Here is a 22140-nt window from a genome sequence, read left to right on the forward strand (position 1 = left end):
ACACGGCGAGTGGATACCTCCATGGTGGAACAGCTGCGGCGGCGCTGGCCCGAGGACTGGACGAAGTTGCACGTCTACTTCTGCCCGGATCCGGTCGAGATCGCGCCGCTCGTCGATGCCTACCGGAGCGTCCTGGACGGCGTGGATTTCCTCTCGCCGCAGCCCGACGAGTGGTTGCACGCCACCGTCATGGTCGTCGACGGCGTACCGGCGCGCGAGGTGAGCGAGCGGCAGCGCGCGGACCTGGAACATCACCTCCGGCAGGCGGTTTCGGAGATTCCCGCGTTCACCCTGACGTGCGGTCCCGCGACCGCGGGCCGCAGCAGCATCGCCCTGGACCTGGTGCCGGATCGGGACTTCCTGCGGCTCGTCGATCGCGTCAAGGTTGCCGCGGGTGCGGTATTCGGCCGCGAGGCGGTCCGGTATTCGAATGGCAGACCACACATCACGCTGGGTTACGCGCGCGGCGACGGCGACTCCGGAATCATCCAGACGGCATTGCGCAATGCGACCGACCTTCGAGTCACCCTCACCGTCGACGAGGTCCGGCTGGTCGATGTCCTGGTCGACACCGAGCGCGTCCAATTCCGGTGGCGGGAACTAGCGGTTCTCCCGCTGAAGAGTTGAGATCGCCCGCCCGCGAACCTGCTGAACGATCGGATCGCCCGCGAATGCCCGCGAGACGCGAATGAGCCAGTCGCGCTCGCTCTCGATATCCCCGGTGCCGCGGTGCATTTCGACGGCGGCGGACTCGGCCGGATAGCCCACCCCGGCGGCATGCGCGTCGATCGCGCCCGCGATGACGGCCGCCTCGGCGATCACGTCGGCCTTCTCCCCGGTGATACCGGCCTGCCGGGCGGCTTCGACCGCCCACCGACGCACCTCGGGATGGCAGTGTGCGCGCAGGGCGAGGTTCGCGTCCCGAATCTCGATCACCCGCCTGTACACACTGAATTCGTCCCCCTGCTCGATCGGCGCCAATTTGATCTCGGGCAGCGCCCGGTACATCTGCGACCAGAGCGGCTCGAGCTGGCGACAGTACCGGGCCGTCCGGGCGCGCTCCAGCGGGACCCGGACGAATCGGAAGGCCAGCGCGACAATGCCACCGGCGGCGATCAGCGCCTCGGCGCTCGACGACAGCAGCGCGGTCACCAGCGCTTCGACCTTGACCGGATGCGGAGCGATCTGGTTGATCACCAGGACGATGGTTTTCCAAGCCGCCCACAGCAATCCGGCGAAGGCCCCGAGCATCATGATGCGCAATCCCGCCCGCAGCGGCCGGTCGGGGGTAGCCGCCGAATAGCGACGAATCAGCGCGATGAACGCGACAAACGCCCAGGACAGATAGGCGCTGAACAGGGCCAGGTACGCGGTGATCGACGGCCGCTTTCCGTAGACGGTCACGAATTCGGTCGTGAACCGCGTATGGCCCGCGACGAGCAACGCGCCCATGGCCACGACGACCAGACCGGCGATGACCGCCTGCCGGACCACGAGGCGCTGCGCCTTGGCGGGATCCCGGACCGTATGCGCCAGGATCGCGAAGACGCACCACCCGGCCGCGACCGCCAGGCTGTTGCCCACCCACCGCGCGAAATTCGGAAACGGCTCGAACGAACTGGCGGCGTGCAGTGTCCCGGGCGCTATCGCGAAGGCGGCCAGCCCCAGCAGGAAAAAGCAGACGACCGTGTACCAGCCCGCAGCGCTGACGGATTCCTGCCGACGAAGCTGTAATCCCTTGAAGGCGGCGACAATCAAACAGATCACGCCCACGAGGTACTTCACGAAATCGATCATGAAACTCTCATCTATCCGAACACCGATCTCAGCCTGTCCAATCCCCCGGTGAGTTCGGTGTCGGATCCCCGCGCGGGATCCGCGCGCCCGGCGCGCATCAGGATCACCGAGGCGAGCATTTCCGCCTCGGCCTCCTCGGCCTCGGAATACACGGTGCGGCCGAGGACGCGAGTGATCAGCCGGGAGGAGAGATTCTTCATCAGCACCGAGGCGACCGATTGCGTGAGGGCGCCGATCCCCTCGTGATTGCACACGATATGCCCGACCTCGTGCGCGATGATGTGTTCCTGATGCAGCACGGTGGTATTGGACGCGTAGAAGATGTAATCGGCGTCGGGAGTGCCGACGAACAGCCCGCAGGGCGTATCGCGATCCGCGACCATCCCGACCAGTTCGATTCTCCTGCCTCGATATTCGGCCAAGGCAGCGACGAAGGACTCGGCGGTAAACGGTCGAGGAATGGGCAGTCGGCGCGCTATTTCTTCACAGCGCTTCCGCAAGACCGATGCGTCGTCCATCGCTGTCGAGTCTAGCCGTCGATCGGCGGCAGATTCTCCACCTCCCGGGCCCGATCGATGATGGCCGCGATACCGGAGAGGGTGCGCGGCGCCAGGCCCGAGGCCCGCAGCGCCAGATTGCGGACCCCGGCGTCCTTCATCGCTTGCAGCAGGCGCAGTTCCGAGTCGATCTGTTCGTCGGTGCCGGTGTCGACGAGGTAGGAGGCGGGGACGCCGAAGTACCGGGCGATGGCCCGCAGGTGGGCGACCGTCGGGTTGGTCTTCAGGCCCGAGCGCAGTTGCCACAGGTACGCGGAGCTGATCGAGGTGCCCGTGGCGCGCGTGATCGCCTCGGCGGCAGCCGCATTCGACAGCGGCGGGGCCGAGGGGCTCCGCATCACCTCGAACAGGCGATTGATCTTGGCCGCCAGTTCGGTGGGAGCTTGCACGCCATCGGTGCCGTCGTCCACGATCCTCCGTCCTGGGTAGCTCGCCTGCGCCGATGGTACACAGTACGACAATTGACATGTACCCAGGTAAATGACAGAGTATCCGCCATACACAAAGGTATACGGACTTCTAGGTGACATGTACTGGCGTGGAGGGGAGGTCAGTCCTGTCGACCGTACGGGAGCGCCGACGATCCAACGGCAAGCTCGTAAGGGGTGGACAGGATGGCGAGAATAGGCGCTATCGGGTACCTGCGGCGCGATATCGCGGGACCGCGCCAGCAGTAGATAGCACTCATATGCCGATCTGTTAGCCTGCCGTTGTGAAGTCAAAAGCCCTGGTAGGCGCGCGTGTGAGCGTGTACAGCGACAGCAAGGTTTCGCATCAAGCCCAACGGGAGAGCGGACACAGGTGGTGTCAAGCCAACGGGGCCGAAGTCCTGGACGAGTTCGAAGACCTGGGCGTGTCAGCGATCAAGGTCAGCACGTTCGAGCGCCCAGACCTGGGGGCATGGCTCACGCCGGAACGCTCGCACGAGTGGGACACCATCGTATGGGCCAAGGTCGACCGGGCTTGGCGCAGCATGCGAGACGGACTCGCGTTCATGCATTGGGCCGAAGACAACCGTAAACGAGTTGTGTTTGCCGATGACGGCTTGGAACTCGATTACCGTAATGGTCGCAAAAAAGGTGACATGCAAGCGGTTATTACCGACATGTTCATGTTGCTACTGTCCATGTTCGCTCAAATCGAGGGCGAAAGGTTTGTGCAACGTTCTTTGAGCGCTCACGGGGAGTTGAAGACAACGGACCGCTGGCAAGCCGGTACCCCACCATTCGGGTACCTGACGGTTGACCGCCCATCAGGCAAAGGTAAAGGCTTGGCGAAGAATCCCGACCAGCAGGAAATCTTGCACGAAATGGCCCGACTCTTTCTTGAGGGCTGGTCGTATAACCGTCTCGCAATATGGCTGAACGACAACCAGATCAAAACGAACCACAATCTATCGGTCACCGCAAAAGCACAAAAAACCGGCAAGAGCCCGAAGAAACCTCTCTCGGATCGCCCATGGCAGGATGGAACCGTTAAGAAGATCCTCACGTCCCCCGCTACGCAAGGGTTCAAAGTGATCAATATGCAACCCGACCCGGAGAAGCGGAAACATGGCATTGACCCCGATTATCAGATTGCATCAGATCCTGTGACGGGTGAACCGATCCGTATGGCCGATCCAACATTCGACCCGGAAACATGGGCGAAGATTCAGGACAAGGCGGCAGAACGCACGGCTAAGCCTCGAGACAAGACGAAATGGTCCAATCCCATGCTAGGGGTTGTGTACTGCAATTGCGGCGCGGCGTTCACCCGAATCTCGAAGGAGGACCGGAACTATTTTTATTTCCGGTGCGGCCGGGAGCGGGGGCAGGCGTGTAAGGATCGCACGGTACGGGGCGATTTCCTGGAGTCCACCATTCGAGAGTTCTTCCTTCAAGGCCACTTAGCACACCGGCGTGTTACGCAACGCAAGTTTGTTCCCGGTAATGACCGGAGCGAGGAGTTCGAGCAGATACAGACTTCGATCAGGAATATGCGCCGCAATTACGAGAAAGGATACTATAAGGGTGAGGAGGACGAGTACGAGGCAAAGATGGATGGTCTGGTGGCCAAGCGGGATCGGATCGAATCCGAAGGGGTAGTGATTCGAGGCGGATATGTTACCGAGGATACGGGTAGAACGTGGGGTGACCTGTTCTCCGAATCGGAGGATTGGAGTGTGATTCAGGAAGCTGTCAAGGATGCTGGTATCCGCCTGATGGTAGAGGGCACTTACCCGTTGATTGTGCGGGTGGACGACCCGAACGAACGTGATGGCATCCCATATTTCTCAGTGGAGATGAAGCGTGCCCCCGATCTCCGGTCGAATCAGTACCGGATTTGGGCTGCCATCCAAAAAGACCCGGAAGCTAACGACACGGTGATAGGTTCACGTCTAGGGGTTCATCCTGTGACCGTGGGGCGTTGGCGGAAACGGATGCCTGCGGATGGGATTGATCCGAAGCCGGAGCCGCAGTATTGGATCGAACCGTTCGGGGGTACGCCTGATCCGGGTGAGTCGCACCCCGGCGACGCAGCGGCGTAGGCGACTTGCACCGGGAGCAGGGCAGGGGGCAATAGGCCGGTCTGAGCCGCCTTCTGCCTTGCGAACGCATCGGTTCCGTGTGGAAGTGTGCTTCACTGGCGGAAGATCACTGACGATCGATGTCAGCGGAATGCACAGAGGGGATACAACTTTCATGGTTCTCAGGAAGGTGCTGTTGGTGGTGGCGGTCCTGTTCGCGATCGGTACCATCGCCAATCTGATAGGAACTCCGGCAAGAAGGCGGCGGCGAAGGCGACGACGGCCGCAGTTGCTGCCCCCGAGGCGAGGCAGGATACGCCTGCGACGATTGCGGCCCCGACCGATCCGGCGCTCATGAGTGAGAGTGAGCTTCGGCAGTGGAAGATCAACCGGGACAACGCTTTCATTGAGAAGGTGTATGCGCTGGGTGTGCCTCAGAAGATCGGGCGGCAGGATCTGATCAATGCTGGCATGCGGGCGCAGGATGTTATGAAGTACGAAGGGGGCTCGGCCACCGACGCCGGTCTTGCCATCCTGCCGAAGGTGCACGGTGATATGGGCACGGCCGCGAGCGTGGTGCAGGCGGCAATTGAGGTCTATTGCGGCGGGGCGTGCGTAGCCGCCACGTCGTGAGCACGCCCACCTTACGAACGCCTTCGGGTCAAATGCAGGAGGCATGAAGAGGGCCCCGGCGCTGCCGGGGGCCCGTCAGTCGTAGCTCAGCCCTGGGGGCGGTCGAACTCTCCGCCCTTCACGCCTGCAAGGATCGACTAGTACGGAACCCGGATGAAATCGGCAAGTTCTCGGATGTCAGGTGTCAGTGTGCGTCGTTTCTCCATGATCCCGCTGACAATGTCCCGTGCATAGCGTTGCTGGACAAGCCATTCCGGCAGCTCGTTTCGAATCTGCTGCAACACCGCCAAAGCCTCCGTGTACTGACGCATCGCAGCGTGAGCGGCGGCTACATCGAGCCGATGGCGCTGCCACGGCCACGGCAGCGGATACTTCGCCCCTTCTAGTTTTGCTGAAATCGCAAGGGTCACTTCAGGCTTGTCGATGACCATCGCATTCTCCGCAGCGAGCATCTGAACCGTGACGGGGCCGAAGGCGTGCAGTAGCCCATCTTTCGAGTCATGCTCGCCGTACCGGATGGCCATGCCCGCCACCCGTGCGAACGAAAGAGCGTCCTCAGCCTCGCCGGGTCGGTTGTCACGGATTGCTGCGGTCGAGACCCGTTGCAGCAAAAGCCCCCAGCTTGCGATGTCGTCACGCGAAGCCTTGGAGATACGACGCGGCTCGAGATCATCGGCCCACTTGGTAGCTACTTCCCGAGCCTTGGCCAGATTGCCTTGCCGTATCCAGCGCCAGCAGTCGGCGTCCGCGAGCGGTGCGGCCGTTCTCAGATCCGGCGCGTCATCGAGAGCGAGAGCAATAGCATGATCGGCCGCGTCGAATTGCCAAGTCAGGCACATCTGCCACGCCACCATCTGCCGGACACGTGATCGCAACCGCCGAGCATCCGTGTTTCCCGAATCAGCCGCCGACACAAGGTAATCCGCGTCCCGCAGCAGAGGAACCAACATCGGCGCGAGTCGACCGAACTCGCCACCACGAAACAACGGTTTCGCCTCTCGGAACGTCGCTTCCACCCCGGCAAGCGTCGGTGGTTCAGCGAACTCGTCGGCGGGGTAGATACCTGCCAGCGCCTTGCGGACCTCCGCCCACAGCTCGACATCCGTGGTCTCAGGCTCCGCCGTGTCAGGCTCCGCGACAAGGTCACTCGTGTTCACCCGCAACGCGCTGGCCAATCGCCGCGCCGTCTCGGTTCGGGTTCGTTGCTGTTCGCCCTGTTCCAGAAGTCTTATTAGCTGCACCGACACCCCGGAGCGTTCCGCCAACTCAACCTGCGTGAGCCCACGCCGCTTGCGGATGCCGCGCAGACGATCACCAATCGATGCGCCCATAACCCCACGGTACGACGGGGTAGCGACGGCGTGAAGGCCGGAAAACTAGTACTTTGACCCGGCACTCCCCCGAACTCCCATTGTGGCCTTCTCGCGACCAAGGCCACCGTAGATGAAGCCTCGGCACCGGGTCGACACCGCGCCCTAGAAATCCCCGGTGCCGGGCGCTCACGAAATCACTGTCTACGGAGGGATGCCGGGATGCAGGGGATGAAGAATGATCACGAGTTTTCCGAGCCACAAACGGCACGGTCCGTCCGACCGGTTCCCATGGATGGGAAGCCGAAGGCTATCGGCCTGGACCGTCCCGCGATCTCCGGTCTGGACAGTCCTCGACGCATAGCCGAGATGCGCTGCCACGCAGAGTCTTTGGGCTACCACTACCTGTATACGGTCCGGCCACCCGAAAGCCGCGATGATCCGGTCGGGTACGCACTCCGGATTGCGCGCGGCATCCACGTCGCTGCGGTTGTCGTCTACGACCTGGCGACGGTTGATCATCAGCCGGGCTTGGTGACCGCGTTCTGTGACCTGGAAACAGTGGAGCCAGCCGAGACATGGGCCGCCGCCTGTTCGGCATCGGTCAATCCCGCGCATCGGTTTCCCGACCTTCCCCTTACAACCGGTATGGCGCATCGGATCATGCAGCAACACGTCGTGTGTCGGTCCACCAGGTGCCAGCGGAAGGCGGCGGCAGTGTCGTGCCTCGTACGGGCGGGCAAGCTGGTCCCGCCAGCTGTCAGCCCGCGCCAGCGCGCCGCCGAACGTCGCCTGTCGTACCCAGCAGCCGAGGGCGAGCTACGGCTACCGGAGAACGTGAGCATCGAACAGTTGCTGAAGATCCTCGACGCGTTCGCCGACCCCGAGGCCGACCCCTGGGAGGTCGCGGCCCGCGTCACCAAAACCAACGAAGCAACCGCCGCTGGTGCGGGGAAACGAGCCATGTGCAACATCCATCACACCGAGGCCGACGGGCTCCGCGCCGAGTGGAAGATCCTTGAGGGCCGCCGGATCGGAATCATGCTCGTACGCAACATATCTGACGGCGAACTGATCGTGCGCTTCCCAGAGAGCGGCTATCCGGACCTTGTGATCGTCCGCGAGTTGTGGCCCGCATTCGAAATGCTTTGGAACGCGGTCCGGCACGACTATTGGGCCGCAGCGCTGAGATCCTGACATCTGTTGCCTTTCAACACGTCTCAATTCGAGGGGACCATGTGAGCGAGAAACCCGATATGTCTGATCAGCCATTGCTGCCGAACTCCACGGAAGTGCTCGAAGCCCTCGGCGGGACCAGCAGCACCGATCCGATTCTGATCACCGTCGAGAAGTTCTTCGAGCCACATCATGACCGAACCATGGCGTTGGAGACGCTGAGATACCCCAGGGTGTCGATGACCGCCGAACAGATCCGCGCCACCGCGGACAAACTCGCCGCCGCGACCATCGCCATGCTGCGGCTCACGCGCGAGGTCAATGTGTTTGCCGCCGAGCGAATCGCGCACGTTACCCCGACACCGGACGCGCGTGTACTCGAATATCAACCCGGAGAATGGATCTCGGCAATCGTTCACAACATCCTGATCGGCTACGGCAAGAAGGTCACCGGTGTGCGCGATCACGACAAGCACGTTCTCGCCGCCTGCGACGGGTACAACCGGGTGTGCGCCAAGCTGTACAGCGGCGAGGCCAAGTTGCCCCGGCAATCGCAGGCCAACGACAAACCGGAGGCCCGCTCGTGACCACCCGCCCAGCAACCTCCAGCATGAGTGTGCGTCGCGTCACATCCAGACTTTAGGATGGCCGCGCCCGCACTAGGCCCATCACGAACACAAGGAGGAGCTTTGCCCGCGCAACCTGTTACCCAAGCCCTGATTCTTGCCGGTGGACAAGCCACCCGGATGCGGCCCTACACCGACGACGCCCCGAAAGCGATGGTGCCGGTAGCGGGGGCTCCGATCATCGGCTATCAGCTCGCCTGGCTCGCCGCTGACGGCGTCGAATTCGTCACCGTCAGCGGCGGCTACAAGCACGAGATGATCACCGACTACGTCGGCGACGGCTCCCGGTTTGGGCTCACCGTCAATTACGCCATCGAGGACGAGCCGTTGGGGCGCGGTGGCGGGATGAAGTTCGCGGCCCGCGAACTGCACGACCCCCAGGCACCGTTCTTCGTCCTCAACGGCGACATCATCACCTCGTTCTCCCTCGTCGACCTCGCCGACTTCCACACCAGCCACAACGGGGACGTGACCATTGCGTTGTCGCCGTACCGGTCGAACTGGGGCGTCGCCGAACTCGAGGGGGATTTGGTCCGCGGGTTCACCCAGTCACCGCAGTTGCCGTATTGGATCAACGCAGGGGCCTACCTCTTCGACCCCGAGGTAGTGAATCTGTTGCCGGACAAGGGCGACCACGAGGACTCCACCTTCCCCGAACTCGCCGCAGGCGGCCGTCTGGTCGGCTACCGCATCTCCGGATACTGGCGCGGCATCGACACCGTCAAGGACGTGATCGAAGCCTCCAAAGAGATCCGCGAGCACGATCGCCTGTTGCCCGACCAGTTCCGCACCACCGACCCCAACACCTGAGCAAACCCACCCGCCGGGGGACGCAGCGGCGCACCTACCCGAGTCGAAAACCACAGGGGGACCAATTGATCAACGCCAACGAGATCATCGGGACGCACCATGTTCTGATCATCACCTTCGACTCGCTGCGGTTCGATGTAGCACGCGCCGCCGCGTACGCCGGACAAACTCCGTACCTGAGCAAGCTGCTCCCGGACGGGCAGTGGGAGGAGCGCCGAACGCACGGAACGTTCACTCTCCCAGCGCATATCGCGTTCTTCTCCGGCTTCCTCCCCGTTCCGGCCAGTCCCGTGCGGCCCGGTCGACTCTGGGCGTGCCGGGCCAACCGTGGAGTCACGATCACCGAACGCACCTACGTGTTCGACGCGCCCGACATCGTGACCGGCCTCGATCGGCTTGGCTACCACACCGTGTGCATCGGCGGTGTCGGATTCTTCTCCGGCCAAACCAAACTCGGCCAAGTGTTGCCCGGCCTGTTCGCCGAGGCGCACTGGAGCCCGGACACCGGGGTCGACTGCCCGGAATCCACCCGCCACCAAGTCGACATCGCCCTCCAGACACTCGACCGCCTCGAATCGGGCGACTTGGTGCTCCTGTTCCTCAACATCGCTGCCACCCATACGCCCACCGCCTCGTATCTACCTGGCGCGTCTGCCGACTCGTGGGAGAGCCAAGCCGCTGCGCTCGCCTACACCGATACCGAGTTAGGCCGGTTGTTCGATGTGCTCCCGAGGTTCGGGGCCTGGCTGGTGATCATGTGTGGGGATCACGGCGAAGCGTTCGGCGAAGACGGACACTACGGGCACGGCATCGCCCACCCCTGCGTCTGGTCGGTGCCATATGCCGAAACACTCATGCCCGGATGAGCGGCGTCATACTGAACTGTTCGGCACCGAGGCGGCATACGACAGGAGAGGCTGACTGTGGACGGTAAGCAGATCCCCATGGATCTCGGCGTGGAAATCGACGCGAAGACACAAGCCTGGTTGGACTGGATCGCGCCCGAACGTCAGGAGGCGCAGGTACAGCGGTTCCTCGAATATGCTGGACTCGACGCTATTCCTTCCGAACCGTGGCCCGAGGGAGCGCCGGAGCTCGCCAAACTGAGTGTCGTTGTGACCGAGTTGTTTCCGACCATGGAGACCGCGATGGCACCCGAGAACTCGGATACCGCAGATATGTTCCTCTGCTTCCTCGGCGAGTGCTTCATAAAATTTACGGGCGCGAAATGGATCAACGCCCCGTGGTTCGGCCGGGAATACTCTTTCTACGACAACATCAATCCCTCATTGGAGTACGGCGTTTCCGACACGGAGGGAAACACGGCATACGGATTGATGATAGATATTATCGAATACGGATTCTCGGACACCGCCGAGATGCTGCGCGAGTACTCAGATCGGTACGCTAAACAACAGAACACAAATCAGTGATCACCTGATCGGTTTCCCATTTCGGGGGTGGGTGCAGTCATGCCTGGAGACGGCTACGACAAAGACCGGAAAGACTTCGATAGCAATGCTCGCGGAAGAATCTGGGAAAACGGCACGGATAAAGTCTTCCGGGATCAGGAGAACGGGTACACGAAACCGCCGCAGTCGCGAGAGTATTGGACGCCGTTCGGCTATCGCCGATACGACAAAGAGAAGATCAACGACAAAGGCGTTGTACGTGGGATAGAGGATAAATCCGGCGAGGTAGGCGGGCGCAAAGATAGGGATCAATTCCGCAAAGATCGGTTTCTACTCGAACGGGGCGTTGTCGATCAGGTCATGCTACGCACCGTAGAGAACGAGCCGATGTCGCCGGAGACGCGGCAATTAGCAGAGGAATTAGTACGCGATTTCCCAGGCCGGTACGTCTGGCAGGAGGTGGCCAGGAATCAAGCCCGTGAAGTATGGGCACAGGGTCTACAGGTCGAAAAGGGTATGCGCGTCGAGCTGCCCGGCGTCGGCGAGCTGGTTCAGAAGGCAGCCGACAAGACTAGAGCCGCGCAGAAGGAACGCACCCAACAGGCCAAGGATCTAGCGCTGGCTCAAACTCTGGATAAATCGAAATCTCTGTCCACCGAAAAAGCCAATCTCAGCAAGACTGTGGCTGACAAAGGCCAGGAACTAGCCCAAGCCCAAGACAGCTCCAAGCGTATCGACGCGACCGATGCGCAACAGGCGCACAAGGCCGCCAAGGAAAAGCTCGAACAGATTCGCGCTCAGGAGCAGGCACAGACGCGGGCGATGCTGTGGTCTATCGGTGTGACCGGTGAAGCCGCCAAGGTGATGGAACAGATACTTGCCCGGAATCTAGAGTCCCAGCGAGCGGAGACCGTCAAGGCGGTCGAAGCAATCGGCAAAGTCGCCGAACGTGAGGCACAAGCCCAGTTAGCGCGTGATCAGGCGAAAGAATTCCAGGACCAGCAGAAAGCGAAATTCATCGAACTCGGGTATTCGCCCGAATTCGTCAAAACGATGGAGTTGGTGAACCGGGGCAGGCCCGCCCCCGGTGTCCCGTTGCCCGGTGCGCCGGAGTTGGCACCGGAGGTGACGCGGGACGGGCGGGCGGCCGAACTCCAGCGGACACGCAACCTCGGATTGGAAAAAGGCGGACGCTGATTTTCGGGGGACAGTTCTTCGGCCCCCCGTTCGTGGTGGGTAGGAGTGCGCAAGGGGGGCGCGGGAAGCCCCGCCCGTAGTCGCAAGGTGCAGGGCTATCGGTCGGGCGGGGCTCCCCTGACCGCCGACCATGGGGTTGTGCAGGGCCCATGGTGACGCCGCGAACACCCTAATCGGGAGATTCGGGGCGACACAGGGGCTTTCCCGCGTGTCGGGTGACACACGGGTAATGGCTGGTGACAGGATCGGATATTCCGGGCGGGTTCGGTCGTTCGCCGTCCGGGCCCGGCGCGGATGGGTAGCGTCTGTGCTGGGAGTTGGAGTGGTCGCAGGGGTAGGGCGCGGGGGTGCCGTAGTAATCGACCGGTACCCCCGCTGTCCTCGCTTGGACGACCGGGCCGCGCCACTCCTCCGGGTCGCCTGCCCTGCGGCCCGTGTACGGCCCCCCTCCCTCAGCCGGAGGGGAAGCGGTGAGGATAGGTGCCCTCCTGTGCGCCAGGGGCGCGAGTCCGGTAGCCGCGGGCTCGGCGGTGCCGGGGACTGTCGCGTGAGGATAGTCGGGTATGCGGCGACAGTCCCCCGGTGGCCGCCGAGTTCGGCCGCCGCCGGGGCCGGTGATGCGGAACCGGGATCACTGACGGGCGACTGCGGACATCGTCACCCCACGGTTGTTTCCTTATTGGCGGGGAATTGGTCGGGTGGGACGTAGGTGTAGCCGAGCATCTTCAGCGCCGTCATGTAGCAGCCGTTGACGTAGTCGGTGTTGTCGGGGTCGTAGCAGTCGAGCAACGTCATGCCCGCGCGTCGTCGTAGGTGTCCGCCGAGTACTGTGCCCCATTCCGTCGCCGGGATCACTCCGGCCTGGGCGTTCTGAAAATGATCGGCTGGGGTGATCCACACGATCACATACGAGCACGGCTGGCCGTCGACATCGAATGGTTCCGCCAACTTGAACACCTTCGCGTGTCCGATCAGGTTCATGTGCTCGATGTGGACGGTTGCGACCTTCGCCATGGTGGCTATGTCCTTTCTCTGATCCAGGCGCGGCCGACGCCGCCGTGTCCGCCCGCGGTCTGGCGTCTGATTCCGCCGATGGCTCCCCCGCCTCCGCCTCCGCCTCCGGGGTCTCCGCCCGCGCCGCCGGGGGTGCCCGAGTTGCCGCCTGCTCCGCCGCCGCCTCCGATGGGGAGGTATTCGGTGGTGGATGTTCCGGTGCCGCCCACGGGTTTTCCGCCCGGATTCGGGCCGCCGCCGCCCCCGTGGCCGGGCAGGTCGTCAGGGGCGGTGGGGATGCCGCCGCCCCGGCCGCTTCCGGCGCCACCGCCCCCGCCCCCGTTCGAGACGCCGACCGGCTGCGCCGAAGCCTTCCCGGCCTCGCTCACCGCATCCGAACCGCGGAAGTAGAAGATCCCGCCGTCGCCGCCTGGTACGGTGCCCGTTCCGCCGGGCGCGGCCGACGCTGCGTTGGTTTGGCTTTGGCCGCCAGCTCCGCCGCCAGCGCGGTATTTCACGGTCGGGGTGCCCTGGGAGGGGTCGGTGAAGTACAAGCAGGTGTCCGCGCCCTTCTGGCCCCCGACACCGGGCCCGCCGCCTTGGGGTGGTTGTTCCCCGGTGCCGTTGCCGCCCATGGTGATCCAGATCCGGCGAATCCCATCGGGCCCGGCCGGAACATCGCTCGCGTTGATGGTCACGTGCGACTCCCCGCCGCCACCTCCGCCCCCGCCGCCGTAGTTGGGGTTGTTGAGCCCGCCGTCCTTGCCGCCGCCACCCCCACCGCCCGCGCCGATCATGATCACATCAATGAGATTCGTTGTCGGCTTCAGCTCGACAAACCCGCTGAAATACAGGGGTTGATATGCGCCGTTGATGGTTTGGACCACGCCGTCGACGGATTTCTTCAGATTGTCTATCCGGGCTTCGTGATCGCCGAGGGTGGTGGTGTGTCCGTCCACGGTTCCCGTGATCCAGCGGACGAATCCTTCGAGCCCGCCGATCGCGGTACCGACTACGGTTTTGATCAGGTTGTCGATCGCGGCAAGAGTCCAGGTCAGGAATCCCTGTTTTGTCGCGCCCCATTGTCTGAGGACCGTGCCGAGCAGGGTGTCGCGTACGGCGTCTATTTGGGCGTCGGTGGCGTCGCCGTTGTCGAATCCAGCACCGGGTATCGATTGCCCCCAATGCTCGCCCCAGTCTTTGCCCGCCCACGAGCCCGCACCGGTATTCGAGCCCGTTCCGGTCCATGACTGATCGGGAGGCGACGGATAAGGGCCGGTTAGTTCGCCATCGTGAGGCGATGTCACAAGCACCCCCGTTTAATGCAATAAAAAAGGGGCTCTCACCGAAACGGTGAGAGCCCTTGTAGTGGTGGCGTTATCGGCTCAGTTGAGCGCGTAGCGCCATGATTTCCGCTCGCGCTTCCGCGAGGTCCTTTTGAGTCTGCGTCAGCTCACGGAGCAGGTTGTCGACCTGTTCTTTCAGTGCCGCGATTTGGGCGATCAGCATTTCGTTGCGCTGGTCGTTGAGTGCTGCTGCTTCGGCTTCGATTTGCTGGCGGCGTTGAATCAGTTTCACGCGCAGGTTCCAGAAGAAGCTACCGGCGGGGGCGAGCCGGGCCCAGATCAGCGAGGCCGTTCCGGCCGCACCGGCCGCGATGGTCGCCCACAGCAGTACCGGGTGATCGGTGGGCCCGAGGTCGCTCACGGGTGGTTACTCCCTGATGTGTGGCCGGGCCGACAGGAACGGCGCGAACTGGTCGATCAGCTGATTCACGGCAGGTAGGGACAGAATCCGGGTGACCGCGGCGGCCACGGCGATGACCTGTGCGCCGAGCACGGTGTTATCCAGATTCGCCGTCATCAGCGCGGTAGGGATCACCGACAGTACAGCGACCATGACCGCGAACACGGTGCGGGCGGTCGCGCGCCAGCCGTGCACAACCTGAGTAGGGGTCACCATCGGTTACTTGGCCTCCAATGCGTCGAGAATCCGATCCAGCTTGGCGTCCAGGGCGGACAACTGTGCGTCCACGGTCGGGCGCCACTGTTCGAGGTCGTACAGTTTCTTGTCGTTGTTGAGGGTGTAGCCGACCAGGGTGTCTCGGTATTCGGAGCCCTCGACCCGTGAGGGGAACTGGTAGGTGAGTTCCTGGCGGATAATGTCGGTAACGTCGGACAATTGGTCATCCTCTCCATTGGGGGCCGAAAGGTTGGCTGTGTAGCCCTTCGGCGGAATCAAACTCGCGAGCTGATCGAACGAACACCAATACCCGAACGGGCGGAAACCGCTATCGGCCACCCACACCGCCCGATCCGGGCTGTCGTCGTATCCCATGACCGCGACATAGTGATACACGGTGCCACCCGCATAGGCCGGGCTCACCGAGCCCTTCACACCACGCGGGTAATTGGTGGGCGGAGCAACGATGTTGGCGACAACACCGAACCCACCGTCAATCGAGGCCACAATGTCACGCCACAGCTGTTCTTTCTCCTGCACGGTGGGCGGATCGTTGGGCATGTACCGTTCGATATAGCCGCCACCCGTGTACCGGTTCAGTATCGGGGTGATCAGGCCGACGTAATCGGTGCCGTTCACGGTGGTTCCGATCTGGTCGGCCAACTCCGATTCCGGGAGGTCGATACCACGGGAGTTCAGTACGATTTGTGTTGATGCGGGCCCGCACCAATACGAGGTTTCCTGCGGCACGATGTTCCGGTCGTACGGCAAGACGTGTTCGCCCATATATTCCTTTCCTGTCGTGGCGGAGAGCCGGTCGTACATGCGTTGCGCTTCCGCCATGCGCTCGTCGTAGCGGTCCGGGTAGGCCGACTGCTGGACCTGCTGGGCGTACCAACCGGGAGAGTGCGCACCGCTGGTGTAGTCGAACCGGGACAGCGCCTCGTAGAACATGGCCGCGCTCCGGGCCGGGTCCATGCGATCGGCGACGCTGCCCCACCATGGGGGCCGTTGCTGGAACAGGCCGGTGGAGTCGTAGTCGGTGCTGATCGCGTCGTGTGGGTAGGTCAGCGATTCCGGATCGGCCGGGTTGGCGTACATGGTCAGGTTCGATTCGACCAGCGCCACCGCCAACGCGATGACGATGCCCTGCGGCGCGATACCCCGCCGTTGGCCTTCACCGATGATTGCTCGTGCGTACATGTCCGTGTCGGGCACTGTCTGTCTCACTTCTGTTGTGTCACTGTGCTTTCCATAGATCGGTGTAGGCATCGAGCACGGCCGCCCGGTTGGGCCCGCACATCTCCCGTGAGATCACCCGCGCCCGTTCGGAAGCGTCCGCCTGGCGAAGGTGTTCGATCACCTCCGCCTCGTCGTGCGTGGAGGGATCGAAAACCGTTGGCGGAGCGACGAACCCGGAACCGTTCGGCGGGTCGGCCGGTGGCTTGTCCGGCGCGTCGGCCGAGACGAACTGCACGAGGTTGTTCAGAGTGTGGGATTGCCCGTGGGTGGGTGGCTGGACTTTCTTGGTGGCCAGCTCGGGATGCCAGCGAAACCCCAACTCCCAGAACCATTGCGACAGCTCCTCTTGCACATCACTGTGCAGCAGCAGCGGTGTCGAGCCCCTGAACGGGAGCGCGACGAACGCCCATTTGAATGCCTTCCGCGGATTCGACTGATCACAATTATTCACGGTCGGATACGTCAATCAGAGGACCCCTTGCATTTGCAGAATGCTCGCGAGCTGGCTCAGCCGTTCCCATGCCCCCAATATCGGATCGGTGGCTCGTTTGCGGCCGAGCGTGATCTCCCACGCCGCCGCGGTATCCGGGGACAGTTTGAGTTTCAGCGAACTCACGCGCTGAATGAAGATCTGCCCCGGCGATACGCCGAGGGGTGCGACGCCGATCCGGTCACCGAGGAAGAAATGCCCGTACCCGTTCTGACCGATCCGCCACGGCGAGCCATCGGCGACGGTGACTTTCACATCTAGTTCCTCGTCGGTATCGAGGAACCCTTTCCGCATCGCCAGCGCGCCGGATATCGAGTAGATGTTTTCGGAGCCTTCGGCGTAGTCCTCCCACAGAAACGAATCACCGAGGCGGTCTTTCCGGTCGGTGCTCTCCCATTTCCCCCACGCCATCAACGTGTCTTCCACGAACGGGGTCAACGCGATTTCGAGGACACCGCCGATCGGCGGCACACCCGGAATCATGGCGGTGAGATCACCCAGGGCGGTAATGGTCGCGCGTAGCGCCTCGTTCACGCCCATCATGGAATGACCGCCACCGACAATATTCGTCACAGTCGGCGGACGCCACGTGACCTCCGAGGTTTGGATTCCGCCGTGTTTGGATTCCCGGAAGACTACAGCCGGGGCCCGCGGCACAGTTCCTTTGAATAATCCCGGTGTCGTGTATTCGGTCACTAGGTTCGGGTCGATCGTGGTTTCTTCGATCGCGCCGTTCATGCCGTTCGGCAAGAACTTTTGAATGCTGTAGGTGAGGCCCTGGAGGATGTTGCCGCCCGCCGCTGTCCCGGTCGACCACGCCGAGCGGTCTTTCAGATCCACGATCAGCGCCCCGTGTTTCACGACGCACCGGTTCGGGTCACCCCCGATAAAAGCGCCCGGCCACGGCTCGGGGTCGCCTTTGAGCCAGCGCCGCAGATCCCAGCTCAATTGCGCATCATCGACCAATGTCTTGGTCGCCTCGTACGCCGACTGAAACCGGGAGAACAACAGTCCGGTGACCGAGGTATCGGGTTCGATCTGTGGTTTGACAACCATGTTCCAGTTCCGCAAATCTAGGCCTTTGATCGGATCGAGCCAATGCTCGAAATCCAGCGGATTGTCCGGAATCCGAAACGGTGAGGCGTTGAGGCGGAGCAGGTTCAGAAACATTGTGATCTTGATGATGGGAATCGCGCGGCCCCACAGCAGCCAATAGCGGGGCACCTGGATCTGCGCGGGGAGTACCGGGTTACTCCAGAAACGCAGCCTGCGCACGAATTCGAAATCATGTTTGAATGTCGCGCGGACGATACGGCGGCCGTTGTCGTCTTTGATGATGCTGCATTCCGACAGCACCCCCGACCAGCGGGCCCCGTCGCGGTCCACGGTCACGAAGGCGTTCAGATCCTTGTACCGGCCATACGGGTTCGGCCCTTCGCTCCATGTCCCATCGAGTCGCTTCACGCGCGGGTTGGTGCCCTTGACCTCGACATTGATCAGCCAGCGGGCCAGGTAGTAGTCATGCGGCATTTCCAGCACGCCGATCCCGGTATCGCCGTCGATGAATTCGAACGTCGAGTCATCGGAATACCGGGTGACCCTGCCGCGCAGCCGCCAACGGCCATCCCACAGACGAACGAACGACGGATAGGTTCGCCGCATTTTCGCCCGGCGCTTCTTGTCCTGCACCTGACGGTAGATCGATTCGAAATCGAGTGTCGTGATGACGCTCATTCCAGCCCCCACGGTCGCGACCACGGGCGGGGAATCCGCACCTGAATACCCATCCCTTCCTCGGCCCCGGCCACCGTCACCGGTAATTCCGTGCGTGGTGTGCGGGGTGGGAGCGGGAACAGGAAGCAGCGGCCCTCGAACCGCATCCACGGTTCGGTGTCAATATTCGATGTGAGCTGTTCTTCGTGCTCGTCGGTGTCGACCACCAATTGCTCACGTGGCTGTAAGGGCGGCAGCGGTACCGCGCGGTGGTCCAAATCCTCGTTCGGGAACACCGCGCGAAGTGCGTCGGCGCGGTCGGAGCCGAAGGAGAAATCCGGGAGTACCCAGATCGTTCCGGCTTTCGACGGGTGCGCCTGACACACGTATTTCGGCCACACCTCGACATCGGTCGGATTCTCCACCACCAAGAGACCCTTGGGGTCCCCCTGGTAGACCCATTCATGCGTGTAATCGGTGGCCTCGTACCAGCGCGGGTTGCCAGCCGCGCACGTCATGATGATGTGGCCGTAGTCGTCGGTGAACGGATCGAAATCCGGGGCGAACGTCGGGGTCTCCGACAATCGGAGTTTCAGGTACCGGCGTGAGTCCGTGGTCTCGATCCAGAGTGTCGAATCCTTCTCATAGGACCAGGCTTGACGCCAGCGGGAATCATTCTGTTTCCATGTCCCGGATTTATCGCCGACCACTTCGATGCCCAACACGACATCGCGTTTATGGATTTTGATTCCGCCGAAGTCTGCGCCGATCTGGTAGGCATGGCTCTGCCAGATTGTTTCGGTCGGCTCGTCGTAAATCCCTTCGGGGCGCGGGCCGAGGAAGACACCTTTGTCTCCGGCGCCTTTCCCGTGCAGGGTGAACCATTCGCCGTTGCAGCCTTCGAGCCGGATAGACAGCTCGCTCACCAATATGGTTACCTCCGTGCGAAACTCATGGATTGGCGGCGCTGTTCGAGTTGCCATTGCGCCATGGCTTCCCTGAAATCGCTGACGTTGAATGTGACGTTCGGGCGGTTCTCCAACACTGTCCGCAAATCGTCCAGCGACACCGCTCCGGCCGGTACCGGTGCGAATCCATCGGCGAACTGCCGCAATTGATGCGGGCTGTTGAAAATCGGCTCGGGTTTGCGCGAGAGGTTGACCGCGACGCCACCGGGTTCGAGCCATCCGCCGGTGTCGTACACCTTCGCCTGCCCCGCCCTCAACCGGGTCACCCAGTCCGGGACACCGCCAGCCGGATCGAACCCGAGCTGATTGCCGATATCGGCACGAGTGAACGCAGGAACCGAATTCGCCGCCTCGATCGACTTGTCGGCCACGTCCCACCATCGGGAGGAACCGAGGTCGAACGGAAGCTGCGATTTCGCGGCGTCGATGCCGATATCCAGCATTTTGTGTGCGTAATCGGTCAGGGTTTTCGCTGCCCCGTTGTCGTCGGCCTTCGGGCCCTTGCGGCGAGCGTCCTCGGCGTCCTGCAACGCCAGATCCGCGTCCATCCGATCCAACTCGGATGCGGTGTCGTCGGCGTAGACCTCGTTGCGGCGCTTGTTCGCCTCCGCCCACGATTGTTCGAGCTTCAGGTACTCCCGATCGGTGTCGGAGTACCGGCGCGCAATCCGCGGTGCCTGCCGCGCGGGGGCCTTCTGTCCGGCCCGGCCCGCCGTATAGGCGCTCCCGATCCCCGCGTCGCTGCCCTGGGCCTGGTCGACCCATCCGGCGATAGCCTGGTTCGGCAGGTGGTATTTGAACGGGAACTGCCCGGCGTCGGCCCCGGCCCGGCCGCCATCGATCCCCGAGGTTCCCTGCGCCCCACCGGATTCGGCCGCATGCCCGGCAATCGTGACCGCCATATGCTCGGCACTGGCACCGACCCGGAACAGAGTCCCACTCGGGCCGAGCCCCTGCTGTAGCCCAGCGGTGGCCCCGCCGATCAGCGTGCCCGTGGTGTAGAGCCGCTTGTGCGTGTCGGGCAATCCCATGGCGACCGATTGCAGATACCCGGCCCATCCGGAGCAGTCGTATCCGGCCGGGCCCGTGCCACCCCACCGATACGGCATTCCCTCGGCCTCGGCCGCCGCCGCCAGGGCGTCTCGGATACCACGCGGCAACCCGGCCGCCCCGCCGTCCGCGAACGCCAGCTGCCCGCGCCGCGCCGCCGCCCGCATCCGGTACACCCCCGCATGCCCGCCCATCGCTTGCACCTCGGCAGCGGTGAGGACGTGCTCACCGTTGGACAGCATCGCCGGAATCAGATCGTCAGTCGGGCCGCCGGGCCCGAGGATCGGGCCGCCGCCCGCGTGACCGATCCCGAAGAACCCGGCCACCGACCCGACGACATTGCCGCCGATCTGCTTGGCCTTATCGATGAACCCCGTCACCGAATCGATCGCTTTACCGACCCATTCGACCACCGACCGAAACGAATCCGCGATATCCTGCACTGTCTGACTCGCGGCGCGAATGACCGGCTGCACAACGGTGAGGACGGTTTTCACATTGTCGATCGCGTTGGAAATCCCCCACAGCACCGCCTTGAACGCTTCCCACGCCGCGCCCGCAATCACCACGAGGACCGGTTTCAGCGCATTCCACACCTCAACCAACACCGGCTGCAACGCGGTCCACAATTCTTGCAGCCGTGACCAGATCTCGCGGAATCGGTCGGATATTGCCGCCGCTTCCCCGGACTGCTGAAACGATGCCCAGAAGTTTTTCACATAGTCGATCAGCGGCCCGATCTTCGCGCCGAGACCGCCGAAGAATTCCCGAATCTTGGCGACCGTGGGCCCGGCTGCCTGTCCGATCTGCGCCAGGAAACCGGAGATCTTCGGGCCCGCCGCGTCAACCCAGGCGGTGGCCTTCTGGATCGCGGGAGTCAGCCGATCGAATACAGGCCCGAGCAGTGTTGCGCCGAGGCGGCCTAAACCGGCTTGCAAATTCTGCCAGCTGCCTTGCAGCGTCTTGCCCATCTGGGCAGCGACACCGCCCATGTGTTCGGACATGATTTGCTCGAACCGGGCCGCGTCGACTTTCCCTTTCGAGACCATGTCGGACATGGCCGCCGCGGTGGTTCCGTAGGATTGCGCGAGCCACGACAGGACCGGGATTCCGCGGTCGGACAACTGGGCCAGTTCGTCGCCCTGCAATTTCCCGGTCGCTTGGACCTTGTTGAAAATCGCGCCCATCTCGTTGAGATCCGCATTCGCGAACGCGGCGGCATCACCCACGAGAGTCAGATATTTGGTAAGCTCGTCGCCCTCTTTGATTCCGGCGGCGAGCGCGGTAGCCGCGACTTTCGCGGCGTCACCCAATCCGAACGCGGTGCCTTTGACGGCTTTGTTGGCCGAATCCATGATCCCGGCGACGGATTGCGCACTGTAGCCGAGTGCCTTGAATTTGGCGTTCGCCTGATCCAAGGCGTTCAGGCGTTGAAAGCCCTTGGTGAACGCGGTCCCGAGTACCGCCGCCACCCCACCCGCCGCGACACCGACACCGGCTTTCAGCGCGGTTCCGGCGACCGACGCGAACCGGCCACCCCAATTCCGGCCCGCCGAGTCGGCGTGCCGCTCGGCCTGCTTACCGCCCTGAGCAACAGCGCCGCTGATCTGTCCGGGAATCTTGCTCGTATCCGTCGACAGCGACACATACGCGCTGGCAAGCTCGATAGCCAAATCGCCCGCCCCCTCTTGTTGA

At 63.0% G+C, this 22140-nt stretch carries 22 protein-coding genes; 9 read left to right on the forward strand and 13 right to left on the reverse strand.

Translation table 11 applies throughout. The features are described from left to right. Window positions 1–21 precede the first annotated feature (21 nt). The gene (locus tag HPY32_RS16330; RefSeq protein WP_156674048.1) at window positions 22–627 is read left to right on the forward strand and encodes a 2'-5' RNA ligase family protein; all 606 of its coding nucleotides are present in this window, start codon (window positions 22–24) and stop codon (window positions 625–627) included. Here HPY32_RS16330 and HPY32_RS16335 read toward each other — a convergent pair. From HPY32_RS16335 to HPY32_RS16345, 3 genes are all read right to left on the reverse strand, one after another. Beyond that, window positions 601–1797: an MAB_1171c family putative transporter gene (locus tag HPY32_RS16335; RefSeq protein WP_067580155.1), complete on the reverse strand. Its 1197-nt coding sequence runs from the start codon at window positions 1795–1797 to the stop codon at window positions 601–603. The two genes, HPY32_RS16330 and HPY32_RS16335, sit on opposite strands and share 27 nt — an antisense overlap. Window positions 1798–1808: 11 nt before the next feature. Beyond that, complete coding sequence (locus tag HPY32_RS16340; protein WP_197696360.1) at window positions 1809–2219, reverse strand: ImmA/IrrE family metallo-endopeptidase; 411 nt, start codon at window positions 2217–2219, stop codon at window positions 1809–1811. 107 nt (window positions 2220–2326) lie between these two features. Further along, the gene (locus tag HPY32_RS16345; RefSeq protein ID WP_231951539.1) at window positions 2327–2692 is read right to left on the reverse strand and encodes a helix-turn-helix domain-containing protein; all 366 of its coding nucleotides are present in this window, start codon (window positions 2690–2692) and stop codon (window positions 2327–2329) included. A gap of 374 nt (window positions 2693–3066) precedes the next feature. On the opposite strand from HPY32_RS16345, the gene HPY32_RS16350 reads away from it, so the two are divergent. Beyond that, window positions 3067–4884: a recombinase family protein gene (locus HPY32_RS16350; protein ID WP_082870750.1), complete on the forward strand. Its 1818-nt coding sequence runs from the start codon at window positions 3067–3069 to the stop codon at window positions 4882–4884. 333 nt (window positions 4885–5217) lie between these two features. Next, a complete protein-coding gene (locus HPY32_RS16355) occupies window positions 5218–5496 on the forward strand; it encodes a DUF732 domain-containing protein (protein ID WP_067580149.1) in 279 nt (92 codons plus the stop codon). 137 nt (window positions 5497–5633) lie between these two features. Here the strand turns inward: HPY32_RS16355 and HPY32_RS16360 are convergent, their stop codons facing one another. After that, a complete protein-coding gene (locus tag HPY32_RS16360; protein WP_067580148.1) occupies window positions 5634–6827 on the reverse strand; it encodes a helix-turn-helix domain-containing protein in 1194 nt (397 codons plus the stop codon). Between the two features lie 201 nt (window positions 6828–7028). Between HPY32_RS16360 and HPY32_RS16365 the strand changes: the two genes are divergently transcribed. From HPY32_RS16365 to HPY32_RS16390, 6 genes are all read left to right on the forward strand, one after another. Continuing rightward, on the forward strand, window positions 7029–8003 hold the full coding sequence (locus HPY32_RS16365; protein WP_156674047.1) for a hypothetical protein: 975 nt from the start codon (window positions 7029–7031) through the stop codon (window positions 8001–8003). Beyond that, window positions 7979–8569: a hypothetical protein gene (locus HPY32_RS43875; protein ID WP_216676129.1), complete on the forward strand. Its 591-nt coding sequence runs from the start codon at window positions 7979–7981 to the stop codon at window positions 8567–8569. The genes HPY32_RS16365 and HPY32_RS43875 overlap by 25 nt, the downstream gene beginning before the upstream one ends. A gap of 102 nt (window positions 8570–8671) precedes the next feature. After that, on the forward strand, window positions 8672–9418 hold the full coding sequence (locus HPY32_RS16375; protein WP_197696358.1) for a nucleotidyltransferase family protein: 747 nt from the start codon (window positions 8672–8674) through the stop codon (window positions 9416–9418). Window positions 9419–9483: 65 nt separating this feature from the next. Then, window positions 9484–10284: an STM4013/SEN3800 family hydrolase gene (locus tag HPY32_RS16380; protein ID WP_067580140.1), complete on the forward strand. Its 801-nt coding sequence runs from the start codon at window positions 9484–9486 to the stop codon at window positions 10282–10284. Between the two features lie 57 nt (window positions 10285–10341). Beyond that, the gene (locus HPY32_RS16385; protein ID WP_067580138.1) at window positions 10342–10851 is read left to right on the forward strand and encodes a hypothetical protein; all 510 of its coding nucleotides are present in this window, start codon (window positions 10342–10344) and stop codon (window positions 10849–10851) included. Window positions 10852–10878: 27 nt separating this feature from the next. Continuing rightward, entirely contained in the window at window positions 10879–12027 is a 1149-nt protein-coding gene (locus tag HPY32_RS16390; RefSeq protein ID WP_156674045.1) for a hypothetical protein, read from the forward strand. 657 nt (window positions 12028–12684) lie between these two features. Here the strand turns inward: HPY32_RS16390 and HPY32_RS16395 are convergent. From HPY32_RS16395 to HPY32_RS16435, 9 genes are all read right to left on the reverse strand, one after another. Continuing rightward, window positions 12685–13041 (reverse strand): hypothetical protein, encoded by a 357-nt coding sequence (locus HPY32_RS16395; protein WP_067580134.1) that lies wholly within the window; start codon window positions 13039–13041, stop codon window positions 12685–12687. Window positions 13042–13046: 5 nt separating this feature from the next. Further along, the gene (locus HPY32_RS45680; RefSeq protein ID WP_156674044.1) at window positions 13047–14327 is read right to left on the reverse strand and encodes a hypothetical protein; all 1281 of its coding nucleotides are present in this window, start codon (window positions 14325–14327) and stop codon (window positions 13047–13049) included. Between the two features lie 70 nt (window positions 14328–14397). Further along, on the reverse strand, window positions 14398–14727 hold the full coding sequence (locus HPY32_RS16405) for a hypothetical protein (RefSeq protein ID WP_067580130.1): 330 nt from the start codon (window positions 14725–14727) through the stop codon (window positions 14398–14400). Window positions 14728–14733: 6 nt separating this feature from the next. Next, the gene (locus HPY32_RS16410; RefSeq protein WP_156674043.1) at window positions 14734–14982 is read right to left on the reverse strand and encodes a hypothetical protein; all 249 of its coding nucleotides are present in this window, start codon (window positions 14980–14982) and stop codon (window positions 14734–14736) included. Between the two features lie 3 nt (window positions 14983–14985). Next, window positions 14986–16200 carry a C39 family peptidase gene (locus tag HPY32_RS46160; protein ID WP_231951380.1) on the reverse strand — a complete coding sequence of 405 codons (1215 nt, stop codon included), beginning with the start codon at window positions 16198–16200 and terminating at the stop codon, window positions 14986–14988. Window positions 16201–16222: 22 nt separating this feature from the next. Beyond that, entirely contained in the window at window positions 16223–16690 is a 468-nt protein-coding gene (locus HPY32_RS16420; protein ID WP_067580124.1) for a phage gene 29 protein family protein, read from the reverse strand. Next, the gene (locus HPY32_RS16425) at window positions 16691–18472 is read right to left on the reverse strand and encodes a Gp37-like protein (protein ID WP_156674042.1); all 1782 of its coding nucleotides are present in this window, start codon (window positions 18470–18472) and stop codon (window positions 16691–16693) included. Further along, entirely contained in the window at window positions 18445–19356 is a 912-nt protein-coding gene (locus HPY32_RS16430; protein WP_156674041.1) for a phage tail protein, read from the reverse strand. Before HPY32_RS16430 ends, HPY32_RS16425 begins: the two co-directional genes overlap by 28 nt. A 5-nt stretch (window positions 19357–19361) precedes the next feature. Further along, the gene (locus HPY32_RS16435; protein WP_156674040.1) at window positions 19362–22118 is read right to left on the reverse strand and encodes a tape measure protein; all 2757 of its coding nucleotides are present in this window, start codon (window positions 22116–22118) and stop codon (window positions 19362–19364) included. Window positions 22119–22140 lie beyond the last annotated feature (22 nt).

This window comes from Nocardia terpenica, assembly GCF_013186535.1.
GTDB classification, from domain to species: domain Bacteria; phylum Actinomycetota; class Actinomycetes; order Mycobacteriales; family Mycobacteriaceae; genus Nocardia; species Nocardia terpenica.

Bases quoted from the DNA above. Each gene is read 5' to 3' on its own strand.
- HPY32_RS16330 (WP_156674048.1), top strand. From the start codon at position 22: ATGGTGGAACAGCTGCGGCGGCGCTGGCCCGAGGACTGGACGAAGTTG.
- HPY32_RS16335 (WP_067580155.1), bottom strand. From the start codon at position 1,797: ATGATCGATTTCGTGAAGTACCTCGTGGGCGTGATCTGTTTGATTGTC.
- HPY32_RS16345 (WP_231951539.1), bottom strand. From the start codon at position 2,692: ATGCGGAGCCCCTCGGCCCCGCCGCTGTCGAATGCGGCTGCCGCCGAG.
- HPY32_RS16355 (WP_067580149.1), top strand. From the start codon at position 5,218: ATGAGTGAGAGTGAGCTTCGGCAGTGGAAGATCAACCGGGACAACGCT.
- HPY32_RS16360 (WP_067580148.1), bottom strand. From the start codon at position 6,827: ATGGGCGCATCGATTGGTGATCGTCTGCGCGGCATCCGCAAGCGGCGT.
- HPY32_RS16365 (WP_156674047.1), top strand. From the start codon at position 7,029: ATGCAGGGGATGAAGAATGATCACGAGTTTTCCGAGCCACAAACGGCA.
- HPY32_RS16395 (WP_067580134.1), bottom strand. From the start codon at position 13,041: ATGGCGAAGGTCGCAACCGTCCACATCGAGCACATGAACCTGATCGGA.
- HPY32_RS16410 (WP_156674043.1), bottom strand. From the start codon at position 14,982: ATGGTGACCCCTACTCAGGTTGTGCACGGCTGGCGCGCGACCGCCCGC.